Genomic DNA, 21466 nt, shown 5'->3' with positions numbered 1-21466 from the left:
TTTGTTTTATAGAGATGACTCTGTTAAAGCTCCCTTTTATGGAATACTCAGTTTCGAGAGAAACTGTTTCCGTTATGGTGATGGGCGTTTGGAGGTCCGGGAAATCACTCGCTTTCCATGGGCGGACGGTGAGCTTCCTCAGGCTCCGCCTTGCGGGATCTCACCATGTCCTATCCTCCCATTGGAGTCTCGCAATTTCCCGGCCCTCCTTGCGTTTGTAAGACTAACGGAAACATCGATATGCGGAACCACCATCTTAACAGCTGAAAAGAGCTTATGTCCTGAATCATTGAGCTTTTCATGCAGAAAATGCGGAAGATATCTTCTCATAACGTAGGGTTCGTTCGTCAAAATATGGATAAGGTGGCGGGGAAACGGTGAGACTCCCATGGGAGAAGGGGCTAGGCGAGACCCCACAGATCGTGTGAAACGGCCGAGGAGGCTTGCCAGCCTCCCCCACAGGAAAGAAATGAATGCGTAATCGCCTTGGTAGACACGACACGCATAAGCAGAACATCAAAAAGGAAGTGTTCTTTCTTCCTGTTGATGGGCTGCTTATGTCGCGAGTGTCTAGGCGATGAAGCTGGAAAGCGAATCGTTTCCCAGCCACCCTTTCCCCTGTCTCGGTAACGAACCCAAATTACTTTGAAACTGAGTCTTCCACAATTCGTCCCTTTAGTTGAATAAGCCTCTTCATGAAAAAATTGTGAAGCAGATCCACAGAAAACACTAGTTGCCCCCGACAGACTTATCTGATATTATATAATGCGTTACAGAATATACGTTCGGGTGGTGTGTATGAAATTAATTCGCTGGGCATACGATAGAAGAGGAGTCGTCAGAGGGTACTTTGACCAGTTTCCGAATACTACCTTTTATTTGAAGCGGATACGTAATTATTATTTTCTTTGTGCGATGGACTGGAATGAGTCCGATCCGGAAATAACCCATGAAAAGCGAGAAGAAATCAATATATTGATTAATAGAGAATTGGGTAGGGAGCAGGCCTACCTGCAAAGAAAAACGAGAAGCCTCTCTTAGAGGGCCACTCGTTTTTCTTATTTTATCTACCGAGTGCTTCCCAAGCGGCATGCATGCCGGCTACCCTTCCAGTAACCATAGCGGAAGTAATGTTATACCCCCCTGTATAGCCGTGGATATCCAGGATTTCTCCGCAGAAATATAGTCCAGTCATTAACTTTGATTGCATGGTGTTTGGAATTACTTCTTTAATAGATACTCCCCCACCGGTTACAAACGCTTTTTCAATCGATTGAGTGTCATGTATGGTAACGGTAAAATGTTTTAGTTCGTCAACGAACTTTCTTATTTGTTCATTGGATATATTTGCTGCTTTATCATCCGATTCGACCCCTGCTTTGTCTAAGGTATAGTCTATCAGGCGTTCGGGAACAATCCCCTTTACCAAATTACGCATACTTTTCTTCGGATGCTCTTTTACTAAGGTTTGCAGCTCTTCTATTAATTCCATTTCTTTTTTCTCAGGGAGCGTATCGATTTCTACTTTAACAGGTCGATTCCCCTTCATGAATTCTTTTACTACATACTGTGAACACCGCAATATAGCAGGTCCGGAAAGTCCAAAGTGGGTGAAAATCATATCCATTTGATGGGTGATAATTGCTTTTCCTTTTTTGTTGAAAACCGATACAGCTACATCTCGTAATGATAAACCTTGCAAGGATTTTTGCTTGATAACACGGTCATAGGAAATTAACGGTACTTCAGTTGGATACAGCTCTGTAATCGTGTGTCCTGCTTTTTTGGCCCAGGCATAACCATCACCTGTGCTGCCGGTATGGGGGACTGATTTTCCTCCCACAGCTAGCACAATCGCTTTAGTTGTAATTTTTTCTTTTTCTTTTAGAATTATCGTATGGCTCTTTTCGCCATAATCGATCGCTTCCACTGGAGTGTTCGTTCTTATCTCAACGTTTAACTCATCCAGCCGGTGAAGCAAGGCGTTGACCACGTCCTTTGCTTTATTGCTTGCCGGGAACATCCGGCCGTGATCTTCCTCTTTTAATGCCACTCCTAATTCTTCAAAGAAGTCAATGATGTCGTAATTATTAAACACCGAAAACGCACTGTATAGGAACTTGCCGTTACCAGGAATATGCTTAATTACTTCGTCTTGAGGAAGTCTGTTGGTCACATTACATCTCCCTCCTCCGGATATAGCAAGTTTATTCCCAAGTTTTTTTCCCTTATCGATCAATATAGTGGAGGCACCTTGCTCAGCAGAAGCAATTGCTGCCATCAAGCCTGAGGGTCCCCCGCCAATGATGGCTGTTTCATAGGACAATGTAGTCATTCCTTTCAATCATGATGTTATTTGATTTGCATCATCTTTATTTATGGTAAAATAGATTCGTTCGACTCTACAATCATTGAAGGTGGAATAAATAGAAATGTCGAAAATAGTAAAAGGGACCATGCTCCTGACTGGAGCTACATTTTTATCAAAATTTTTAGGGATGATTTATCTTATCCCTTTTGAGGCAATGGTAGGCGACACCGGTGGTACGTTATATGGTTTTGCATATATACCATACACGATATTCATCAGTATATCCACATTAGGAGTACCGCTAGCCGTTTCTAAATTCGTTTCTAAGTATAATTCACTCGGAGATTATGAAACAAGCAGGAAAATATTGAAGTCCGGGATGCAATTGATGGCTTTCAGCGGTTTGGTTGCGTTCCTGATCATGTTCTTTGGAGCTGAGCTGCTGGCAAAATCTTTTATGAATGAGGAAAGCAGTACAATTGCATTAACAGATGCGACCAGGGTTATTCAAATGGTTAGTTTCGCTCTGTTGATCATCCCGGGTATGAGTATAGTGAGAGGGTTTTTCCAAGGTCACGAATCCATGGCACCAACTGCCGTATCCCAGGTGATTGAACAGGTCGCCAGGATTGCATTTCTTTTGATTGCGGTGTTTGTGGTCAGAGAAATATTCAACGGTTCTATTGAATTGGCCGTCGGTTTCGCCACCTTTGCTGCATTTATCGGTGCAATTGCTTCAGTAATCGTATTGTATGTCTACTGGAAAAAACGCAAACCATACTTAGACCGCCATCTTGAGCAGCAGGAATACTCATATAATATTCCTCAAAAGAAAATGTTCAAGGAACTACTTGGTTATGCTGGTCCGTTTGTACTGGTCGGGATAGCAATACCGCTTTATCAGCTCATCGATAACCTGACGTTCCAGGATGCCATGTTCGTAGCTGGAAAAGGGGAACTTGCCGATACCGCATATGCAGCTATTGTGATGTATGGACATAAGCTTGTCATTATTCCAATGACACTTGCAACAGGACTGTCCTTATCTATGCTGCCAGCTGTAACAGCATCATTTACAGAACAAAAAGTTCATCTCCTTCATAAGCAGATGAACCAGGTTTTTCAGATTGTTATTTTATTGATTGTCCCTGCTGTGGTAGGGCTGATTGTATTATCCGGAGAAGCGTATGGTGCGTTATATGGTGTCGAGGGCGTTGAAATGAAAGGAATGTGGCTGGCCTGGTACGCACCTGCCTCCTTGTTATTTGGATTATTTTCTGTCAGTGCCGCAGTACTGCAGGGCATTAACCAACAAAATTTTACAGTCTTCAGTCTTACTGCTGGCATGATTATTAAAGCTTCGTTGAATATTCCGCTCATTTTAGCATTCGGAGCTAAAGGTTCCATCTTTGCTACTCTGCTTGCTGTTGGCGCAGCTGTTTTTCTTAATTTATGGAGGGTAAGAAAAAAAGCAGACTTCCCAATGCAGCCTTTATTTAAACGCGCATTGCTAGTAATAATTTTCACAGCCATCATGGCAATCCTGCTATGGATTATTAAATTACTGCTGGGTATGTTCCTGAACCCACTGGAAAGCCGCTTAGATGCTTTGGTTGTCTTGGTTGCCGGTGTAGTTATCGGTGGTGGAAGCTATCTGTGGCTTGCCTATAAGTCCACTTTGCTGGAAAGGGTACTCGGCGGTAAAATAAGAATATTGGACCGGTTCTTGAATAAGAAAAATAGTCAGGAGGAAAATGATGCGCATTGATAAATTGTTAGCTCATATGGGATACGGCACAAGAAAAGAAGTAAAGTCGCTTTTGAAATCAAGTAATGTCAGAGTCAATGAAGAAACTGTGAATAGTCCAAAGACACATGTCAATCCTGATAAAGATCAGGTCACTGTCTATGGGGAACCGGTTGAGTACCGTGAATATATTTATTTGATGATGAATAAACCAGGTGGGCTTGTATCAGCGACGGAAGATACAGTAGAAGAAACTGTTATTGAGATATTGCAGCCTGAAGATCTTATATTCCAGCCATTCCCTGTAGGACGATTGGATAAAGATACTGAAGGACTGCTGCTAATTACAAATGATGGGCAACTTTCCCATAGACTTACTTCTCCGAAAAAAGATATCGATAAAACTTATTATGCAACCATAGATGGTGAAGTGACGGATTCGGATATAAAGAAATTCAAACAAGGGGTCACGCTTGACGATGGGTATGTAACCAAACCAGGTGTGCTTAAAATTTTGGCCTCCGGCCCTGAATCGGAAATAGAACTCACCATTACGGAAGGAAAATACCATCAGGTGAAACGGATGTTTGAAGCTGTAGGAAAACGCGTTATCTATTTGAAACGGATGAGCATGGGCACGCTCCAGCTGGATGAAGACCTGGAGCCAGGAGAGTATCGTGAATTATCGGAAGAAGAAGTAACTTACTTGAAAGAAATAACCAACCTCTAGGAAGGATAAAAAAGCACCCGGCCATGTGGACCGGGTGACTTTCTGATTTATTCAGGAAATTTTTACTTTCTTTTCTGTTGTTGCCCATTTTCCGCGATGTGGACTATCCACTAAACCATTATATTCCAGAATTGTCAAATCCCTTTGAGCTGTACGTTCGGTGATGCCGAACTCTTCCGCTAGCTGTGAAGTCGTAACTACCCCATTCTCTCTGATATAAAGATAAACAGATTTAATACGGTTAAGCATACGGGATGATGAATGATTCAAAAAACCACTCCTTAGATTCATTCGTTGGAATTGTATGTGCGGGTGATACTAACCTATGAAGTTATTTATAGTTTACACCAAAAATTATGATATATGCTACAAAATGAGCTTGAATTTACAGATATTTCACTAAATTTACACAGCTATTACTTTAAGAAAGGGGAGCAGGTTATGTACATACTTCGCAAGTTGCTAGCCAAGATGGTCAATATTAATAATTATGTATTATTTCTATCTAGCGGGATGCTCATCATCATCAGTACGATTTTAATAGTCAGTGTGGAAAAAGAAAACTTTCCTACTTACTTTGATGGTTTCTGGTGGGTAATGACTACCGTAACTACGGTAGGTTACGGGGACTATTATCCAGTTACCATAGCTGGTCGCTTGATAGCTGTTACCCTATATATTTTAGGGATAGGCTTAATTGGTGTCGTTATAGGGAAAGTGGTTGACGGTTTTGCTAGCTTCCGAAAAAAACGCTTGGAAGGTGATATCGTGTATAAAGAGAAAAATCATTATATTATCATCGGCTGGTCACAAAAGGCCTCTTTTGCAATTAAAGAAATTATGGATACGTATGAAAATGCTGAGGTAGTCATTATAGATGATTTAAAAGAGGCTCCCTTCCTAAAAGACAATATCCACTACATAAAAGGTAATGCCTCTCAGAAGGATATTTTAGTAAAAGCCAATGCAGCTTCTGCTAAAGCAGTGATGATATTTGCAGATGACCGTATTAATGATGATCAATTGATTGATGGAAAAACTTTGTTGATTGCCTCCACTGTAGAGGCATTGGCACCAGATGTCCATACGATTGTGGAAGTGATGGAAGAAGCTCATATCAAAAACTTCAAACATGTTAAGGTAGACGAGTTCATTGTGTCGAATGAAACAGTATCTTCATTGGCGGTAAGATCAGCCTTTATGAATGGGGTATCCAATATATATGGTCAGTTATTAAGCCGATCGCATGGAGATGATTTATATTTAATACCTAAACGTAAAGATTGGAAGACCTATCGAGATGCTTTTGAGTCTTTATTGCATAAAGGAGCCACATTAATTGCGGATGGTAATGATTTGAACATCAATCGGCGATTAGATGAACCAATACCCGAAAAAGCAAGGCTTTTCGCTATATGCGATCATGTCACTTATCAGAAAATCATTGGAAACGAGGGAGCAGAATGAAATTTATTACATTAGCTTCTGACTACCAGGTGGAATTTGAAGAAAAAGTTAAAAGAATCTTACGTATTCCCAGCGTGTATGAGGATGATGAACGTTATCCCTTTGGAAAACCCGTGGATGATGTGTTGAAGGAAATGCTTTCTATCGGCCAGGAAGATGGATTTTCAGTAAAAAACATTTCAGGCTATGCCGGTCACATAGAGTATGGTCACGGGAAGGGCCTCATAGGAATTCTCGGTCATCTTGATGTCGTACCTGCCGGTGGAGGCTGGAGCAGTAACCCATTTGAACCTGTAATCAGAGACGGCAAGCTATTTGCCCGGGGTGCGCAGGATGATAAAGGTCCTGTAATGGCTGCGTATATTGCCATGAAACTATTGAAAGACCAAGGTTTTGAGCCGAAAAAAAGAGTACGTCTTATTATAGGGACCGATGAGGAAAGAGATTGGCAGGGAATTGATTATTATTTCAGGCAGGAGGAAATGCCCGAGTTCGGATTTTCTCCTGATGCTTCATTTCCTGTCATTCATGCTGAAAAAGGATTGATCGATGGATATTTACGACTTCCTTCATTTAATCAATCTCCCGATAATGTTATACAGGTCGAAAGTATGAAAGGTGGAGATCGCCTGAATATGGTGCCTGAAACTGCGAAAGCAAAGCTGCAGGTTAGTGCTGCTTATAATCTGGAGGAAGAGTTTAAAGGTTTTCTTCACACACGGCAGGTGAAGGGAGAAATAAATAGGTACGGAAATAAGGTGGAAGTGAATATTAAAGGTAAAGGTGTTCATGCCAGTAAACCGGAACAAGGTATCAATGCTGTTATCGATTTGGCCAAGTTTTTGAAACAACTGCCTTTATCGAAAGAAGCAAAGGAGTTTTTCTCCTGGTTAGCCGTACAATTCGGTGAAACGACAGGTGCGAATTTCGGAATAAACGCGCAGGATAAAGCTTCAGGGGCATTGACAATCAATCTTGGATCTTTTGCCTATCAAAATGGTGACATCACTGCCGGTATCAACATCCGTTATCCAGTTACCAGTGATGGTGAAGGGATTATTAACAAAATGAAAGAAACGGCAGCAATTCAGAAAGGAAGCTACGAACTTTATGATCATCTCTTCCCATTATATATGGATGAAGACCACCCCGGGGTAAAGACGTTATTAGATATATTCAATAAACAGACAGGCAGTGAGCGGAGGGCAGAAGCAATCGGAGGAGCGACCTATGCAAGAGCCTTGAAAGCCGGCGTAGCATACGGCGCAATGTTTACAGATAGTCCGGACACCGCCCACCAGACAGATGAACATGTTCGCATGGATGACATGATAAAAGCCATTGCTATTTATGCAGAAGCGATTTATCAACTGTCAAAATGACGAGACATCTATAAAAAGAGAGGGAATACCAAATGCAGGAATACAAGCATAAAACGTATCGTTTTTTCCAGATATACTATTTCTTCACATTCTTCGGTTTCGGTGCCCTCTTTCCGCTGTTATCTATCTTTTTAGAAGAAGAAAAAGGATTGACCCATACTCAAATTGGATTAGTTATCGCTGCATTGCCTTTAGTCACTATTTTTATTCAACCTGTCTGGGGGATGATTAGCGATCATACAAAACGAACTAGACGGCTGCTCGCGATAGCGACATTATTGGCTGCTGTTTTGGGTTTGCTTTACCCGCTTTGGCAAGGCTTTATATTCTTATATGCTGGTATGCTGGTCATCGCAGTATTTCAGTCAGCTATTGTGCCTCTCTCTGATAGTTTATCGCTTAGTTATGTACAGCAGCATGGGAAACAATATGGAAATATCCGTTTATGGGGAGCCATCGGATTTGCTGTGGCAGTTTTTGTATTAGGACGTGTCACAGAGGTAGCTGGATCACTGAATTGGGTATTCGTGTTTTTTAGCGGAGCGCTTATAATTGCTTTATTATCTCTCTCTCAATTCCCGAAACATGGAGCGGGAGTAGCCGTATCTTTTCGTGAAGGCATCAAGGTGTTAACCAAACAAAAAAGTTTTATGATTTTTTTAATTTCAAATTTCTTAGTTTTTGGACCGGTTTTAGCAAACAATTATTATTTTGGTACATTTATTTTAACTGTCGGCGGGACACTAACCGCAGTAGGAATAGCGTTTTTATTAGCTGCGGGAAGTGAAGCTCCTTTTATGAAAATATCCCAATTTATAATTGATAAGCTGGGAATTTTTCGAGTATTGATCGTCAGCTCTTCTGTTTCATTTGTCCGATGGTTTATATATACACTTGAACCCTCCAGTGGAATCGTTTATGCGACAACTATCATGCAAGGTGTATCCGTCGGACTGTATATCCCAGCTGCCTTGATTCTGGTAAGGGAACTTGCGCCTAAAGATGTTATTGCGACAGCGGTAGGCATGTACTCTGCAGTAGGAAATGGATTGGGTAACGCATTTTTTACGTTTACAGGTGGGGTATGGATAGATGCATTCCATGTATTCGGAATGTATGGCTTTTTCTCTGCTATGACATTTACTGGGATAATGCTGATAGTGGTGGTAAGTAAACGGGAAGCTAAGCAAATTAAATTAGAAGGAGGCTGATTACCATGCAAGGAGGAAGCTCCCATTATTTCGTTGGCGTCCCTATTTCCGAGGAAATACGTGAGGTGCTGATGGAATGGCAAAAAAAACTCAAACAGTTGATACAATATAAAACATGGACGAATCCAGAAGACTTTCATATCACATTGAAATTTCTCGGAGCAGTAGATTCGGAAAATATCACTGATGTACTACGAATGTTGAAGGAAGATGCTCAAAAGTACCCTGATCCTTTCCATCTCAAGACCTCAGACCTGAAGTTCTTTGGTCAAAAGCAAAAGCCGAGGGTTCTATTCATGGAAGTTGAAGATCATCCTTCTTTAAAAAGTCTGAAAGAAATGGTGGATACAAGGCTGAAAGCTGCAGATTTCCGAAAAGAAAACCGTCCATACCGGCCGCATATCACCATAGCGAAAAAGTGGAAACCGGAACAGACGGGTGCTTTTCCGCTTGAAAAATTGGAGACATTGAAAGAAACGATGACTTTACCGGTAGACCGGTTCCATGTTTTCCGCATCGATCCGGCGAAAACACCTAAGTATGAAATAGTCGAGACGATTAAATTGGGGTGACAGAATGGCGCAGTTAATTAAACTTCAGGATTATATTTCCCGATATGAAACCGATATATATAAGTATCCGGGAGAGTATATCCTTGCCAAAAAGCAGCACTGGGAGACAATGAAACAAAAGTGGACCGAACAGCGCTTAGGTTTGATGCAAGATCCTGCACCATCTGAAAAAGTCAAACCTCCATTTAAATGGAAACGTCTATTTAAAAGACAAGGGAAAGAAGAGGATGACCTGCTTCCTCCTCCCGAACCTCCAATGTCGTTAGAACAAGCAAAGCAGACCTTTCTTGATGATATCTTTTCTGTTCAACTGAAGTGGGCATCATCGACTCTATGGGAAACGTCGTTTTTAGACAAGGATTATAAGTGTGATAAGCACTTGAAATACCTTTTACAACGGTTTCCCGATACCTTCCTTATCATGTATGCTCCACTGGTCAAAGTCAAACAAGCGGCGATGGAAATAAATACAATCCTGATTGGCCCATTAGGGATTGAGATCATTCATTTCATGGAGACTTCTGCAAATTCGGTAATTCTACCAGCAGATAACAGAATCTGGTATATCGAAGATCAACAAAGCAGGTCAAAAATAATCAGCCCAATGTTTGCTTTGAATAGAAGTGAAACATATGTAAAAAGTGTTCTTTCCAAATATGACATTGATTTTCCTTATAAAAAAGTGATACTTGCACCTGACAACCAGTTTAAATCTCCCGAAGAAAGTTTTCATACGAGTTGTATTGGTAAAGACGAATTTCAGAAATGGTTTGAAGAAAAAAGAAAATTGCATTCACCATTAAAACATATGCAATTGAAAGTTGCTGAAGCTCTGCTTAAACATAGCCAGACTACTGCCATAAGGCGTCCGGAATGGGGGGAGGAGGAACAGGAGTTCATAAACGGAGAATCAATCTAGGGTTAATTCGTGGCGCTGAGTCTGAAGGAACTACCCTTACATTATTTGTAGTATAATAGGCTCGCAAAGGCTTTGCAATAAACTAGGGGGGAAGACATGCATATTGTCATCGTGAATGCGATAGCTGGTAATGGCAGAGCCTCGTGTATATTAGAGAAAATTCAGCGTGAACATTCATTCCAGACGAATCAATGCAGATCGTTTATCACCAATTATAAAGGTCATGCAGAAGAGATTACCAAACAAGTGTCTGAAATTTATCACGAGACGATAAAATCTGTGATTGTTATAGGAGGAGATGGGACCTTACATGAAGTGGTGAATGGCTTAAAGCATTATCCCGGAATACCTCTTGCTTTTATACCGGCAGGCTCTGGAAATGACTTTGCGCGAGGTGCGGGCATACATATGGATCCGGTTGACTTATTTAAGCGAATTTTAGACCGACCCAGAGTCCTATCCTTTAAGACCGGGACTTACGTATTTCGTAATGACGATAAGGGTCGTCGCCATTTTATGAACAGTATAGGATTTGGTCTGGACGCTGAAGTTGCTTATAAAGCGGATAACTCCTCACTCAAAAAAACTTTTAACAAAATGAGAATCGGGTTCATGAGCTATATCATTGCTTTTTTTACAGTACTTCCTACATATAAAACATTAGATATCACCCTTTCTATTGATGGTAAAGTTAAGCATGTAAAGGATGCGTATATGGTGACTGTTTCGAGACACCCCTATTATGGGGGAGGAATGAAAATCGCTCCTAAGGCAAGACTTGATAAGGACTTCTACTCCGTCATCGTAGTTGAATCGCTGCCAAAATGGAAAATATTTTTATTGTTTATCACTGTGTTTTTTGGGAAACACACATCTTTAAGAGAAGTTAAACAATATAAGGGCAGAACAATTACTGTAGAGTCGCAATCTACCATCCCGGTGCAGATTGACGGAGAAGTGTGCTCATGTCGATTTTGCAGCATAGAAATACCAGAGCAAAAGCGGAGAGTATACCTTGGATAGAGAAGCTTGTTCTTGAAATTGGTCTGGGAGATAAGATATTCTATAAAGCGTGTATCATACCGCGTGATAAAACTTTTACTGGCTATAGAAAGAAAATCATGTATACTTAAAATACCGCTTATGGCACGGCAATACTTAAAGATTTGAGGAATTGAAGGTGAAACGCTTGGAACACATACTTGGAGAAGAATGGACCATTACACCAGCCGGTGGATCAACTGGTGAGGCCTATTATGCACAAAATAATAATAAACGTCTATTCTTAAAGCGGAATTCATCCCCTTTCCTGGCTGTATTGTCTGCAGAAGGAATCGTACCTAAGCTTGTATGGACAAAAAGGTTGGAAAATGGTGATGTGATCACTGCACAGGAATGGCTGGAAGGCAGGGAACTCAAACAAGAAGAAATGAAACATCCACGGGTAGCCAAACTGTTGAGTAAGATCCATCATTCTTCCGAACTTTTAGACATGCTGATGCGAATAAGCAAACATCCACTGCTACCGGAAGATATCCTTGAAGATATTAAAGAGAACGAACGTCTTTTCAAGGACATCGACCCATGGAAACAAATTTATATAGCGATCGATTATCTGGAAGCCAAACTGGGCGAAGTGAAAGCTGCTAAGCATGTAGTGTGTCATTGTGATATGAATCATAATAATTGGATGTTATCCAGGGATGATCAACTGTATTTAATTGATTGGGATAACGCAATGGTGGCTGATCCGGCAATGGACTTAGGGATGTTGTTACATTGGTATATCCCTAAAGAGGATTGGAAACCCTGGCTGGAAAGATACGGGGTGGAGGAAACGGAGAACCTGTATACAAGGATGACATGGTATGCGATAGCTCAATCATTGACTTTTATTCAATGGCATCGCATGCGTGGAGATATAGATGAAGCCGCTCAGCGAACGGATTCGCTGATGCGACTGATGGCTAATCATGATATCTGGTATCTTTGAACTCAGCCAGAGCACTGACCCAGTGCTTTAAATTAGCTTGATTATTATAGATATGTTCTGTCATTTGTTCGTCTGATAAGCTTTGTTGACTATAATCATAAATACCTGGTAAATAATCCTGTATATTTTGTTCAGGCTCATTTCCCAGTTTAGATTGCAGGGAATGGACAAGGCGTGCGATCTGTTGACATTCTGCAACTGTTCCACACCCATCCTCACTATGTTCTGTAAGCAAATCGTATAAGACGTTCAACTGGTCATTTATTGTTAATGGCATGAATTGATCCCCCTTTTTAATTTAGAATGCTGAAAAATGCAGTTTCCTATACAAAAAACTTGGGCTCCTTTTAAGGAGCCCAAGTTTTTTTGGATAATATATTCATGATGTCGTAATCAGACTTTTATGCTTGTGGTGCATACTTGACTTGATTTTTGCGAACTTCGGGGTTTACGAGTTGTGTCAATTTTTCGAATGGATATATGAAAAGAGCATATCCAGCGAAAAGCACGGAAAATACAGCAATTACACTCATTTCAATCAAACTGGTAAATAGTTTCATCAGTAAATACTCACTCCATGTTTGTAGTGTTAATCATACGATTATAATCATATCCCAGTAAACGCTTACAATCCAAATGACTAAGTCATCAGTTATCGCTCCTGAAAAAGGATGTACGGTGATAAAAGTCATATATCTTTTGTATAGCTGTTTATATGGTGATAGATGGAGGTATACGCCATTTTTCTTCATATTCGCTAAAAACTTTTCTAAGATAGTGATTTCATGGTAAAGTTTAGACGTTAGAGGAGGAATAAGATATGCGCTTACGTAATAAACCTTGGGCAGATGATTTTCTGCGAGAAAATGACCACATCGTTGTCCAGGAGCCATTTGCCCATAAAAATGAATGGCAGACACTTTTTCCAAAAGAACAGCCGTTACATTTGGAAATCGGATCCGGAAAAGGACAATTCATCGCCGGGATGGGGAAGCAGCATCCAGATATCAATTTTGTAGGTATTGAGCGTGTTAAAAGTGTCATTGTCGGGGCAGTCAAGAAAGTGATTGATGCTGACACAGTCAATGTCCGTATGGTGAATGAGAAAGCGGAGGATTTGAGGGAATTGTTCGGTGAAAATGAAGTAGACCACCTTTACCTTAATTTTTCGGACCCTTGGCCGAAAACACGGCATGAAAAGAGAAGATTAACATACCATACGTTTTTAGAACAATACCAGAGTATTTTAAAACCGGATGGAAGCATCACAATGAAAACCGATAATAAAAAGCTTTTCGAATATTCGCTAATCAGTTTTTCTCAATTTGGAATGCGTTTGGAAGAGGTGGAACTCGATTTACACCAACTGGATGATCCGTTGAATGTTCCTACTGAATATGAGGAAAAGTTTGCGGAAAAAGGCCAGCCGATTTATCGTTGCCGTATCTCTTTCAAGGACTGATAGTATTTCCATACTTCTCTGCTGTTATGGTACACTTTAATTTGTAAGCAAAAGGAGGGGAACAGATGGAAACATTGCAAGTAGGACGTGCTAAACTGACCTGGCTTCAAGGTGGCGTTACCCATTTGGACGGAGGAGCGATGTTCGGCGTTGTTCCGCGTCCACTATGGACAAAAAAATACCCTGTTAACGATAAGAACCAAATTGAGCTTCGGTCTGACCCTATTTTATTGGAAGTTGACGATCAGAGATTCCTGATTGATTCGGGTGTAGGAAATGGTAAATTTTCTGAAAAGCAAATCAGGAACTTTGGTGTTTTGGAAGAATCGAAGCTGGATGAATCTCTGGAAAAACTGGGGTTGACTACAAAAGATATTGATAAGGTTTTAATGACACACCTTCATTTTGACCATGCCTGTGGATTGACACAGTGGCAGGAAGGTGAACTTGTTTCTACATTTCCTGCATCAGAAATCATAACTTCCGAAGTGGAATGGAAGGAAATGAAAAATCCTAATCTCCGTTCTGCTAATACGTATTGGGAAGAAAACTGGAAGCCTGTAGAAAGTCAGGTACATACATTTCAGGAAGAAAAGGAATTATTGCCAGGCTTGAAAATGATTCATACAGGCGGGCATAGTGATGGGCATAGTATAATCTTATTTGAAGATGGAGAAGATCGATTCATCCATATGGCGGACATCATGCCGACACATGGACACCAGAATCCTTTATGGGTTCTGGCATATGATGATTATCCGGTAACCTCAGTTCATGAAAAACAAAAATGGATGAACTATGGCTATGAACGGAATGCCTGGTATACCTTTTACCATGATGCCCATTACCGGGCAATCAAATTCGACCAGGATGAGACGAAAATAGATGAGGTGAAACGCCATCGGTATGCTTACTAAATGAACAAAAGCCGTGCTGGTTTATTAAACCGGCACGGCTTTTGTTATTAATTTGCTTCAGCCACATCAACGATGGTTCCTGTTTGTGCATCGATGAAGAATTCGTATTGAGAGGTTTCTCCATCCTGACTCTTAGATACACCTCCGCGATATACTTCATAGTCCATTCCGTTTTTAGTCAATTCTTCTGGTTTCATGTAAATCCAGGATCCACTGATTGGTCCTTGTTTTTTGAAAGCTTCCTTTGCAATTTTCAATGCTTTTTCAGGAGTGACCCCCTGTTTGTTGAAGACTTGTTCTTTGACGACATAGCCAGCTAAAGCACCAGCACCTGCCGCAATTGCGACTTTTTTCCAATCCATCACTATTCACCTCAATAAGTATTCTTTCCCACTAGTATACTAAATGTATTTCATAATGAAAACTAAAATCAGTCTGAAAAGTAGAAAGTAGTCGAAAGTTTCGGTAAAATGGTGACTATAGCGAAAGGAGTTCGATACATAATGAATAAAGAAACTCAATCTTTATTCCGGACATTGACGGAATTACCTGGCGCACCGGGCAATGAGCATCTGGTACGTCAGTTTATGAAATCAGAGCTGGAAAAGTATTCAGATGAAATCATTCAAGATGGCCTGGGAGGGGTTTTCGGGGTCAAAAAAGGTGAAGGCCCGAAAGTAATGGTAGCCGGACATATGGATGAAGTTGGTTTCATGGTTACGCAAATTACCAGGAATGGGATGATTCGATTCCAGACACTTGGAGGATGGTGGAACCAGGTTATGCTTGCTCAACGAGTACAAGTAATTACGGAAAATGGTCCCGTCACTGGAGTGATCGGTTCTATACCTCCGCATAACCTGACCCCCGAACAACGTAAGAAACCAATGGAAGTGAAAAATATGTTAATCGACATTGGTGCAGATGACGAAGACGATGTTAAGCGGATTGGTGTTAAACCGGGGCAGCAAATTGTTCCAATTTGTCCTTTTACCCCAATGGCAAATGAGAAGAAAATCCTTGCAAAAGCCTGGGATAATCGTTACGGTTGCGGGCTTGCTGTAGAGCTGTTGAAAGAATTGGAAGGGGAAGCTACACCCAATCAGCTTTTCTCTGGTGCTACTGTTCAGGAAGAAGTCGGGCTTCGGGGTGCTCAAACTGCAGCTAATATGATACAACCGGATATTTTTTACGCCCTGGATGCTTCTCCTGCTAATGATATGAGTGGAGATGATAAAGAGTTTGGGCAACTTGGCAAAGGGGCGCTTCTTCGTATATTCGACAGAAGTATGGTGACACACCGCGGCATTCGCGAATTTATTCTGGATACAGCTGAAAGCAATGATATCCCCTATCAATATTTCATCTCTCAAGGTGGCACAGATGCAGGAAGAGTGCACATTTCCAATGATGGCGTACCATCTGCAGTGATAGGGATCTGTTCGCGGTATATCCATACATCATCTTCCATTATTCATGTAGATGATTATGCAGCAGCTAAAGAGCTGTTGGTAAAATTGGTGAAAACAACAGATCAAAATACGGTCGCACAAATTCGTAATAATGGATAAGGATTCATAAATAAAATCACGCAGCTTTAATTGAAGCCTGCGTGATTTTATTTATGGTTTAGGAGAGGAATGCTTCTGATCAACGTTGACTTTTTAACCATAGACCTGAATGGTGGTAATGATGTATAGTGTAAGGAAGTAATTGTTCGATAGAAAGGTGAATAGAATGGTTCGTATATATACTGGGTCGAAAAACCCTACAAAAATAGAATCTGTTAAAGAAGTATTCCATAGTTTCGATATTGAGGGAGTAGAAGTTGAATCTAAAGTGTCCGCTCAACCTTTTTCTGATGAAGAAACTCAGGAAGGGGCTATCAACCGTGCAAGAGAATGTGCAAAAATGAAAAAAGGAGTTATGGGGCTCGGTTTAGAAGGTGGAGTGATGGAAATAGCTGATGAACTTTACCTTTGTAATTGGGGCGCATTAGTTGATGAATTTGAAAACTTATATTTAGCCAGTGGAGCAAGAATTCCATTACCTGAAGAGATTAAGATAGGGTTAGAAAAGGGAAGGGAACTAGGCGATATCATGGATGAATATGCGGATAAGCAGGAGGTAAGAAGAAACGAAGGAGCGATTGGTATTTTTACTAATGCAGCAGTAGATCGTAAAGAAATGTTCATCCATATTACCAGACTTTTGAAAGGACAATATGAATTTGCAAACAGGCAAAAAGCGGAACAAGCTTAACCTTTCATGGGGAAAATCAGATTTACTTGAATAGGAAGTCAAATTCACTTCAAATTCCCTGCTTTAATAAAAAATAAGGCTGTCCCATCAGGTGATTCATACCGATGGGGCAGCCTTATTTTGTTCTCTAATGTCTTATTCATAAATGTATTGCAATACTTCCAATGCCTGATCGACAGTATCGACCGTTACATCGGCTTTGTTCGTCAATTCCTTCAATGGATGAATTAATGAATCAGGGCGTACAATAATCGTTGGTTTATTCAAGTGAATAGCAGCACTCGCATCCATCGCCGTATTCCATTGCTTATACTTCTCCCCGAATAAGGCGATGACAACATCAGATTTTTTAAGTAGTACTTGTGTCCTGAAGTTATTGATGCTGGATGCCGCATCATCCTTGAACAGACTGCCAGGCTGTTCACCAAGAATGTCTTCCCCGATATTGTCGGAGCGGTCATGGTTTTCCTGGGGCCCGACAAACGTCAGAGGTAAATCTTTTTCTTTTGCTTTACTTTTGATTTCGTTTCTCCAATCATCATGAATTTGTCCGGCTAAATATACGGTCAGTTCCATAATTAATTCCTCCCATTCATTACCTTTGTTCCTACATTTTCATTATGGACAATTTATAAGAAGCTGTCCATTGAAAGGCGATGGAACGAAATGGAACTTGTCAAATCAACAAACAATAGTATCATGAAAGTAAAAAGAGGGAGTTGCAGGAGGAATAATCTATGAAGAAGACGATTGGTTTAACTCTGACTATTCTTGTTTTTGTACTCGGGGGATGTAGTTTTTTTATGTCTGAAGAAGATGCAATCTCGAAAACATATGAAGTTGCAAAATCGACCTTTGAGAAGAACGAAACCAAAACGAATCATAAGACGGATTCATTTTCATTATATATCCCTGATAGCATGAAGATCTCAGAAGAATCGAAAAGTAACTTGATTCTTAACGAGGGAGAGCAGACATTTATATTATTTTATAATCCAAAAGAAGAACGGAAAAGTAAACTGAACTATCAGGCCGCCTCTGAAAAAGATAATCATCTGTTGTTAAAATCTTTCGAAGATGAAGGCCGTTTTGGTTATATAAGAGTGATGCCCGTAAACGAGGAAGAAAAATATGAACTTCAAGTAGGTGTAGGTGGCGTAAAGGTCACAACTTACGCTGAAAAAGCCAGTTTAATGGATGATGCAGAAAAGATGATGAAGATTGCTAATTCAATCGCTTATTAGTTATTAAAGTTCCCTGAACAGGTTTTCCTGCCCAGGGAATTTTTTGTTTAAAATAGGTTGAAGAAATAAGTTTTCCGTTATGATAAATAATCCTCCCAGGATTGCAAAGCTGGTTCCCTTACCAGATGATTCAAAATGTGCTCCTACAGTAGTAAGTAATCCTTATATAACCATTAATAGCAAAGAGTTTGTTGAATCCAAAAAAACTCCCATCCAATGAAAAAACTATTTTACTATCTTAGTGTCTTTACACATGTAAAATATTTTTGTAAAATATAATGGTTGCATACCTTAGGGAGGGGAAAGAATGAAGCGTTTCTTTGAGAAAAAAGGAGTAACTCTTAGTGCAAAAGAATATTTTATAACTGCATTGAGTTTCATGGCTCTTGGGTTGTTTTCATCGCTAATAATAGGATTAATTATAAAGACCATGGGGGAGCAGCTGGATTTCTGGCCATACTTGTCTGCTTCATTAATCGAAATGGGCGAATTCGCAATGGATGTGAAAATTTGGGGAGGAGCGATTGGTATAGCGATCGCTTATGGATTGAAGGCTCCGCCACTTGTTATGTTCGCTGCTTTATTCAGTGGTGCATTCGGTGCTGAACTCGGAGGTCCGGCTGGAAGCTATGTGACAGCATTGATTGCAACTGAAACAGGTAAATTAATTAGTAAAGAAACACGAATTGATATAATTTTAACGCCTTTTCTTACGATTGCTACAGGTTTTATCGTCGGTTCTTTCATTGGTCCTCCAATTGGAAATTTCATGGTGTGGTTTGGGGAAGTTATCATTTGGGCGACTGACCAGCAGCCATTCATTATGGGGATAATTGTCGCTGTATTGTTAGGATTAGCATTGACTGCACCAATTTCAAGTCTGGCCATTACATTAATGCTTTCGTTAGATGGAATTGCAGCTGGTGCGGCTACCGTTGGAGGAGCTGCACAAATGATCGGATTTGCGGCCATCAGTTATCGAGATAACGGTCTGGGTGGTGTACTGGCACAGGGGGTTGGCACATCGATGCTCCAAGTGGCTAATATTATAAAAAAACCGATTATCCTTCTGCCGCCTACGATAGCAGGGGCTGTGCTGGCCCCCATCGCTACTGTTTGGCTCAAAATGGAAAACAACCCAATGGGTGCTGGAATGGGCACCAGTGGGTTCGTGGGGCAAATCATGACGTTTGAGGCGATGGCGTTCAGTTGGGAGGTTTTCTGGGTGTTAATGATACTTCATATCATCTCACCTGCAATCATCAGTTTATTGATAGCAGAGTGGTTCCGGAAAAAGGGATGGATCCAGCCGGGTGATATGAAAATTGATTATGAATAAGAATTTGAGCAAGCATGACCCAGATTTACCAGGTGCTATGTTAGGATGGAAGCGGAGGTGTAGAGATGGAACAGTTGAAAACAGAAGAACAATTTTATGAATGGCGAAACAAAGAAAAGGTAATTATGTTATTCTCAGCTGACTGGTGTCCGGATTGCCGTTTCATTGAACCTTTCCTTCCAGAGCTCGAAGAAAAATATTCAGATTATAACTTTGTATATATTGATCGAGATGACTTTCTGGATATTTGCATCGAATTTGGAGTCCTTGGTATTCCCAGCTTCCTTGCCTTTCATAAAGCAGAAGAGATCGGCCGCTTTGTCAGTAAGCAGCGGAAAACAAGAGATGAAATCGAGGCATTCATTGACGGATTAAAGATATAGTCAGAAACTGCGCGATTGTTGAAGCGCAGTTTTTTTATGCTAAAATAGACAAAGTAATTGATTTCTCTCCAAAATAAAGGAGGAAACGGTATGAAAATGACAAGCATCAAAATGAAAAGAAAACTCGAAGATCGGTTGCAAGTGGAAGAGTGGCGTACTTCTTTCAACCGTGATAAAGATACATTCCGGGTAGAATGGAAGGAATCTGGCCAGGGGATAACCATTACCTTGCCTAACGTTATCTCTAAGTGGGAAAATCGCGGTGAAGAAGCATTGGATGAATTAGAGGAGCATATCAAAGAAGCGTTACGGATTATGAATGAAACGCATCATTTGGAAGGAAAAGAACAACATATTTACCCTGTTATCCGTGCAGGATCATTTCCGACCGAGACTTCTTCAGGAAAAAAGCTGCTGTTTTCGGAACACACCGCCGAAACAAGGATTTATTATGCCCTTGATCTCGGCAAATCCTATCAGCTGATTGATGAAGAAATGCTGGAGAAGGAAGGCTGGACGGCGGATCGTGTTAGGGAAATTGCAAGCTTCAATGTCCGTTCACTATCCGTAGATTTGAAAAAAGACGAAGTGTATGGGAATACATTTTACTTTCTATCGACGAATGACGGGTACGATGCCAGCCGGGTGTTGAATGAGGCATTACTGGAAGAAATGAAAGCGAAGGCAGAAGGGGAACTGGCACTGAGTATTCCACATCAGGATGTGCTGATTTTTGCTGACGTCCAAAATCCCGCCGGCTATGACATTTTAGCTCAAATGGCGATGAAATTCTTTGCAGAGGGACGAACACCAGTCACTTCATTATCATTTTTATATGAAGATAAACAGCTGGAACCCATATTCATTCTGGCTCAAAATAAACCTAAAGATGAAGGAAAGGGCGAGTAGGCATGTATGTATTTTATAACCCCAAAGGAATCGGAGATGTACTGATTTTTCCAATCAAAGATGGAGATCGCAACTATATTAAACAGCAGCATCACGGAGATGTGGTGAAGATTACTGATCAGCGTGATGGAAGTTTGCTCGGGTATAATCTTTTTAATCTTTCTTCCTATATGAATTTGTCTGAGCATGGGAAAATCAGGCTTACGGAGTCATTGCTTGATAAAATCAAAAACATTCTTGAAAAAAATGACCTGGACGAAAAGTTGGATCTAGATTTGTCTCCCAAATTCATCGTTGGATATGTTGAAGAAAAAGATCAGCACGAAAATGCAGATAAGCTGAGTGTATGCCAGGTAAATGTAGGTGATGAAAAGCTGCAAATCGTTTGTGGTGCTCCTAATGTCGATAGCGGCCAAAAAGTGGTTGTGGCCAAGGTTGGCGCAGTCATGCCGAGTGGTATGAAAATCAAGCCTTCCAAATTAAGAGGGGTGGATTCCCAGGGAATGATCTGTTCAGCAAAAGAATTAGGTATGCCGGATGCTCCTAAAGAAAAGGGTATCCTTGTGCTGGAAGATGGATATGAAATCGGCCAGGTTTTTGAAATATAGAATTCAGATT

General features: G+C 40.7%; 24 protein-coding genes. 19 read left to right on the top strand and 5 right to left on the bottom strand.

Translation table 11 applies throughout. The features are described 5' to 3' along the window. The first annotated feature begins 798 nt into the window (after positions 1–798). The gene (locus tag P855_RS0110370) at positions 799–1041 is read left to right on the top strand and encodes a hypothetical protein (RefSeq protein ID WP_028783512.1); all 243 of its coding nucleotides are present in this window, start codon (positions 799–801) and stop codon (positions 1039–1041) included. A gap of 22 nt (positions 1042–1063) precedes the next feature. Here the strand turns inward: P855_RS0110370 and P855_RS0110365 are convergent, their stop codons facing one another. Beyond that, positions 1064–2326, bottom strand: coding sequence for an NAD(P)/FAD-dependent oxidoreductase (locus P855_RS0110365; protein ID WP_028783511.1), 1263 nt, complete (start codon positions 2324–2326; stop codon positions 1064–1066). Between the two features lie 106 nt (positions 2327–2432). On the opposite strand from P855_RS0110365, the gene P855_RS0110360 reads away from it, so the two are divergent. Both P855_RS0110360 and P855_RS0110355 read left to right on the top strand, forming a co-directional pair. Then, on the top strand, positions 2433–4079 hold the full coding sequence (locus P855_RS0110360) for a putative polysaccharide biosynthesis protein (RefSeq protein WP_028783510.1): 1647 nt from the start codon (positions 2433–2435) through the stop codon (positions 4077–4079). Continuing rightward, a complete protein-coding gene (locus tag P855_RS0110355; RefSeq protein WP_028783509.1) occupies positions 4069–4788 on the top strand; it encodes a pseudouridine synthase in 720 nt (239 codons plus the stop codon). The genes P855_RS0110360 and P855_RS0110355 overlap by 11 nt, the downstream gene beginning before the upstream one ends. Positions 4789–4839: 51 nt before the next feature. Here P855_RS0110355 and P855_RS0110350 read toward each other — a convergent pair whose 3' ends face one another. After that, on the bottom strand, positions 4840–5079 hold the full coding sequence (locus P855_RS0110350) for a DeoR/GlpR family DNA-binding transcription regulator (RefSeq protein WP_037985766.1): 240 nt from the start codon (positions 5077–5079) through the stop codon (positions 4840–4842). 150 nt (positions 5080–5229) lie between these two features. Between P855_RS0110350 and P855_RS0110345 the strand changes: the two genes are divergently transcribed. The 7 genes from P855_RS0110345 to P855_RS0110315 all read left to right on the top strand — a co-directional run bounded on the left by P855_RS0110345 (position 5230) and on the right by P855_RS0110315 (position 12332). Beyond that, complete coding sequence (locus P855_RS0110345) at positions 5230–6255, top strand: potassium channel family protein (RefSeq protein ID WP_028783507.1); 1026 nt, start codon at positions 5230–5232, stop codon at positions 6253–6255. Further along, complete coding sequence (gene pepV, locus P855_RS0110340) at positions 6252–7637, top strand: dipeptidase PepV (RefSeq protein WP_028783506.1); 1386 nt, start codon at positions 6252–6254, stop codon at positions 7635–7637. The genes P855_RS0110345 and pepV overlap by 4 nt, the downstream gene beginning before the upstream one ends. Positions 7638–7669: 32 nt before the next feature. Continuing rightward, entirely contained in the window at positions 7670–8848 is a 1179-nt protein-coding gene (locus tag P855_RS0110335; protein WP_028783505.1) for an MFS transporter, read from the top strand. A gap of 5 nt (positions 8849–8853) precedes the next feature. Then, positions 8854–9420, top strand: a complete 567-nt coding sequence (gene thpR / locus P855_RS0110330; RefSeq protein WP_037985763.1) for an RNA 2',3'-cyclic phosphodiesterase — start codon at positions 8854–8856, stop codon at positions 9418–9420. A gap of 4 nt (positions 9421–9424) precedes the next feature. After that, the gene (locus P855_RS0110325) at positions 9425–10339 is read left to right on the top strand and encodes a hypothetical protein (protein ID WP_028783503.1); all 915 of its coding nucleotides are present in this window, start codon (positions 9425–9427) and stop codon (positions 10337–10339) included. Between the two features lie 96 nt (positions 10340–10435). Then, entirely contained in the window at positions 10436–11362 is a 927-nt protein-coding gene (locus P855_RS20770) for a diacylglycerol/lipid kinase family protein (protein WP_051353137.1), read from the top strand. A 166-nt stretch (positions 11363–11528) separates the two neighbouring features. After that, the gene (locus P855_RS0110315; protein ID WP_028783502.1) at positions 11529–12332 is read left to right on the top strand and encodes a phosphotransferase family protein; all 804 of its coding nucleotides are present in this window, start codon (positions 11529–11531) and stop codon (positions 12330–12332) included. Here the strand turns inward: P855_RS0110315 and P855_RS0110310 are convergent. Then, a complete protein-coding gene (locus tag P855_RS0110310; RefSeq protein ID WP_028783501.1) occupies positions 12307–12609 on the bottom strand; it encodes a YtzH-like family protein in 303 nt (100 codons plus the stop codon). The two genes, P855_RS0110315 and P855_RS0110310, sit on opposite strands and share 26 nt — an antisense overlap. A gap of 543 nt (positions 12610–13152) precedes the next feature. Here P855_RS0110310 and trmB point away from each other — a divergent pair. Further along, complete coding sequence (trmB, locus tag P855_RS0110300) at positions 13153–13794, top strand: tRNA (guanosine(46)-N7)-methyltransferase TrmB (RefSeq protein ID WP_028783500.1); 642 nt, start codon at positions 13153–13155, stop codon at positions 13792–13794. 65 nt (positions 13795–13859) lie between these two features. After that, positions 13860–14711 carry a YtnP family quorum-quenching lactonase gene (locus P855_RS0110295; RefSeq protein WP_028783499.1) on the top strand — a complete coding sequence of 284 codons (852 nt, stop codon included), beginning with the start codon at positions 13860–13862 and terminating at the stop codon, positions 14709–14711. A gap of 47 nt (positions 14712–14758) precedes the next feature. Here the strand turns inward: P855_RS0110295 and P855_RS0110290 are convergent, their stop codons facing one another. Further along, positions 14759–15073, bottom strand: coding sequence for a PepSY domain-containing protein (locus P855_RS0110290; RefSeq protein ID WP_028783498.1), 315 nt, complete (start codon positions 15071–15073; stop codon positions 14759–14761). A gap of 141 nt (positions 15074–15214) precedes the next feature. Here P855_RS0110290 and P855_RS0110285 point away from each other — a divergent pair, with 141 nt between their 5' ends. Further along, complete coding sequence (locus tag P855_RS0110285; RefSeq protein WP_028783497.1) at positions 15215–16282, top strand: M42 family metallopeptidase; 1068 nt, start codon at positions 15215–15217, stop codon at positions 16280–16282. A gap of 166 nt (positions 16283–16448) precedes the next feature. After that, positions 16449–16973, top strand: a complete 525-nt coding sequence (locus tag P855_RS0110280) for a DUF84 family protein (protein WP_037985761.1) — start codon at positions 16449–16451, stop codon at positions 16971–16973. A 135-nt stretch (positions 16974–17108) separates the two neighbouring features. On the opposite strand, the gene P855_RS0110275 is transcribed toward P855_RS0110280, so the two are convergent. Continuing rightward, positions 17109–17549, bottom strand: a complete 441-nt coding sequence (locus P855_RS0110275) for a YtoQ family protein (RefSeq protein ID WP_028783495.1) — start codon at positions 17547–17549, stop codon at positions 17109–17111. Positions 17550–17710: 161 nt separating this feature from the next. Here P855_RS0110275 and P855_RS0110270 point away from each other — a divergent pair, with 161 nt between their 5' ends. From P855_RS0110270 to ytpR, 5 genes are all read left to right on the top strand, one after another. Then, a complete protein-coding gene (locus tag P855_RS0110270; RefSeq protein WP_028783494.1) occupies positions 17711–18217 on the top strand; it encodes a hypothetical protein in 507 nt (168 codons plus the stop codon). Between the two features lie 307 nt (positions 18218–18524). Next, entirely contained in the window at positions 18525–19556 is a 1032-nt protein-coding gene (locus tag P855_RS0110265; protein WP_028783493.1) for a PTS transporter subunit IIC, read from the top strand. Between the two features lie 65 nt (positions 19557–19621). Then, positions 19622–19939 carry a thioredoxin family protein gene (locus P855_RS0110260; protein WP_028783492.1) on the top strand — a complete coding sequence of 106 codons (318 nt, stop codon included), beginning with the start codon at positions 19622–19624 and terminating at the stop codon, positions 19937–19939. A gap of 90 nt (positions 19940–20029) precedes the next feature. Then, positions 20030–20848, top strand: a complete 819-nt coding sequence (locus tag P855_RS0110255) for a DUF1444 domain-containing protein (protein WP_028783491.1) — start codon at positions 20030–20032, stop codon at positions 20846–20848. Positions 20849–20850: 2 nt separating this feature from the next. After that, a complete protein-coding gene (gene ytpR / locus P855_RS0110250; protein WP_028783490.1) occupies positions 20851–21456 on the top strand; it encodes a YtpR family tRNA-binding protein in 606 nt (201 codons plus the stop codon). Positions 21457–21466 lie beyond the last annotated feature (10 nt).

Origin of the sequence: Thalassobacillus devorans MSP14 (genome assembly GCF_000496835.1) — a bacterium.
Lineage (GTDB): Bacteria > Bacillota > Bacilli > Bacillales > Halobacillaceae > Thalassobacillus > Thalassobacillus devorans_B.
This window is presented reverse-complemented; position numbering and strand designations above follow the sequence as displayed.